2 protein-coding genes are annotated in these 3,158 nt (G+C 68.3%); both read right to left on the reverse strand.

What is annotated here, in order from left to right; all coding sequences use genetic code 11:
* A partial coding sequence (gene treS / locus GTW43_RS03745; protein ID WP_161300173.1) for a maltose alpha-D-glucosyltransferase occupies positions 1-1,727 on the reverse strand: 1,727 nt, incomplete at its 3' end.
* Between the two features lie 18 nt (positions 1,728-1,745).
* A partial coding sequence (locus GTW43_RS03750; protein WP_161300174.1) for an alpha-glucosidase C-terminal domain-containing protein occupies positions 1,746-3,158 on the reverse strand: 1,413 nt, incomplete at its 5' end.

Raw genomic sequence — 3,158 nt, forward strand, 5'->3', positions numbered from 1 at the left:
TCCCGGCGCAGCCGGAACCAGTAGAAGCCGTGTCCGGCGAGGGTGAGGAGGTAGGGGGGTTGGGTGATGGTGGGGAAGCGGACGCCGCCGATGAGTTCGACGGGGTGGCGTCCGGTGTGGGGGGTGAGGTCGAGTTCGGTGGGTTGGGGGAAGCGGGAGAAGTTGTGGACGCACAGGACGACGTCGTCGTCGGTGTCGCTGGTGTCGTGGGTGCGGCGGGTGGTGGGGGTTTCGCGGAGGAAGGCGAGGACGGCGGGGTTGGTGGAGGGGAGTTCGGTGTAGGTGCCGAGGCCGAAGGCGGGGTTCTGTTTGCGGATCTCGATCATGCGGCGGGTCCAGTGGAGCAGGGAGGAGGGGGAGGACATGGCGGCTTCGACGTTGGTGACCTGGTAGCCGTGGACGGGGTCCATGATGGTGGGGAGGGTGAGGCGTCCGGGGTCGCAGGAGGAGAAGCCGGCGTTGCGGTCGGGGGTCCATTGCATGGGGGTGCGGACGGCGTCGCGGTCGCCGAGCCAGATGTTGTCGCCCATGCCGATCTCGTCGCCGTAGTAGAGGATCGGGGAGCCGGGGAGGGAGAGGAGGAGGGCGGTGAAGAGTTCGATCTGGTTGCGGTCGTTGTCGAGGAGGGGGGCGAGGCGGCGGCGGATGCCGATGTTGGCGCGCATGCGGGGGTCTTTGGCGTATTCCGCGTACATGTAGTCGCGTTCTTCGTCGGTGACCATTTCGAGGGTGAGTTCGTCGTGGTTGCGCAGGAAGATGCCCCATTGGCAGCCGGCGGGGATGGCGGGGGTCTTGGCGAGGATCTCGGAGACGGGGTGGCGTGATTCGCGGCGGACGGCCATGAAGATGCGGGGCATGACGGGGAAGTGGAAGGCCATGTGGCATTCGTCGCCGCCGGAGGTGTAGTCGCCGAAGTAGTCGACGACGTCCTCGGGCCACTGGTTCGCCTCCGCGAGCAGCACCGTGTCCGGATAGTGGTCGTCGATCTCCTTGCGCACGCGTTTGAGAAAGGCGTGCGAGGCGGGCAGGTTCTCGCAGTTGGTGCCTTCCTCGGCGTAGAGGTAGGGGACCGCGTCGAGGCGGAAGCCGTCGATGCCGAGATCGAGCCAGAACTTGAGCGCGGCGAGGATCTCCTCCTGCACGGCCGGGTTCTCGTAGTTGAGGTCCGGCTGGTGGGAGAAGAAGCGGTGCCAGTAGTACTGCTTGCGGACCGGGTCGAAGGTCCAGTTGGAGGCCTCGGTGTCGACGAAGATGATCCGCGCGTCCTGGTACTGCTTGTCGTCGTCGGCCCAGACGTAGTAGTCGCCGTAGGGCCCGTCGGGGTTCTTGCGGGATTCCTGGAACCACTCGTGCTGGTCGCTGGTGTGGTTCATGACGAAGTCGATGATGACGCGCATGCCGCGGTGGTGGGCGGCGTCGGTGAACTCGACGAAGTCGGCGAGGTCGCCGAACTCGGGGAGGACGGAGGTGTAGTCGGAGACGTCGTATCCGCCGTCCTTGAGGGGGGAGTTGAAGAAGGGGGGCAGCCAGAGGCAGTCGACGCCGAGCCACTGGAGGTAGTCGAGTTTCGCGGTGATGCCCTTGAGGTCGCCGACGCCGTCGCCGTTGCTGTCCTGGAAGGAGCGGACGAGGACTTCGTAGAAGACGGCGCGTTTGAACCACTCGGGGTCCCGGTCCTTGGCCGGGGTGTCCTCGAAGGTGTCCGGGACGGGCTCGTTCATGAACATGTGTGCGTGGCCCTCCGGTCAGGGGTGCGGGCGGTCGCCGACCGTGAAGATGTGTGCGGGGGTGCGGCCCGGCGTGAGCCGTACGTAGTTGGTGCGACCCCAGTCGTAGGTGTCGCCGGTGAGCTCGTCGTGCACCCGGACGGTCTCGTGCCAGGCGCGGCCGAGCCGGGGCAGGTCCAGGGAGACCGTCGCCTCCTGGGTGTGGTGCGGATCCAGGTTCACCACCACGAGCACGGTGTCCGTGCCGCTGCGCCGCGAGTACACGAGCACCGCGTCCTGGTCGGCGTGGTGGAAGTGGAGCCCGCGCAGGGTGCGCAGGGCGGGGCTGCGCCGGCGGATCGCGTTGAGCCGGGTGAGCAGCGGGGCGATCGTGCGGCCCTCGCGTGCGGCCGACTCCCAGTCGCGCGGGCGCAGTTCGTACTTCTCGGAGTGCAGGTACTCCTCGCTGCCCGGTCTCAGCGGGGTGTTCTCGCACAGCTCGTAGCCGCTGTACACGCCCCAGGTCGGGGAGAGCGTCGCGGCGAGCACGGCGCGCAGCTCGAACGCGGGCCGCCCGCCGTCCTGGAGGAACGCGTGCAGGATGTCCGGGGTGTTCACGAAGAGGTTCGGCCGCATGTGGGCGGCCGCCTCGCCCGACAGCTCGGTCAGGTACGCGGTGAGCTCCTCCTTGGTGTTCCGCCAGGTGAAGTACGTGTACGACTGCTGGAACCCGATCTGTGCGAGCGTGTGCATCATCGCGGGGCGGGTGAACGCCTCGGCCAGGAAGATCACGTCGGGGTCCGTGCCGTTGATCTCCGCGATCACCCGTTCCCAGAACACGACGGGTTTGGTGTGCGGGTTGTCGACGCGGAAGATACGCACCCCGTGGTCCATCCAGAACCGCAGCACCCGCACCGTCTCGGCGACCAGGCCGGGCATGTCGCGGTCGAAGGCGATCGGGTAGATGTCCTGGTACTTCTTGGGCGGGTTCTCGGCGTGGGCGATCGTGCCGTCGGGCCGGTGGTGGAACCACTCGGGGTGTTTCTCGACCCAGGGATGGTCGGGTGAGCACTGGAGTGCGAAGTCGAGGGCGATCTCCAGGCCGAGGCCGGTGGCGCGGGTGACGAAGGCGTCGAAGTCGTCGAGGGTGCCGAGGTCGGGGTGGACGGCGTCGTGGCCGCCCTCGGGGGAGCCGATGGCCCAGGGGACGCCGACGTCGTGGGGGCCCGGGGGCAGGGAGTTGTCGGGGCCTTTGCGGTGGGTGGTGCCGATGGGGTGGACCGGGGGCAGGTAGACGACGTCGAAGCCCATCGCGGCGATCGCCGGGAGGCGCTCGGCCGCGGTCGCGAACGTGCCGCTGACCGGTGGCCTGCCCGGTTCGACGACCGCGCCCTCGGAGCGCGGGAAGAACTCGTACCAGGAACCGACCAGCGCCCGCTCCCGCTCCACGAG

It is taken from the genome of Streptomyces sp. SID5785 (assembly GCF_009870065.1).
In the GTDB taxonomy this organism is placed as follows: Bacteria; Actinomycetota; Actinomycetes; order Streptomycetales; family Streptomycetaceae; genus Streptomyces.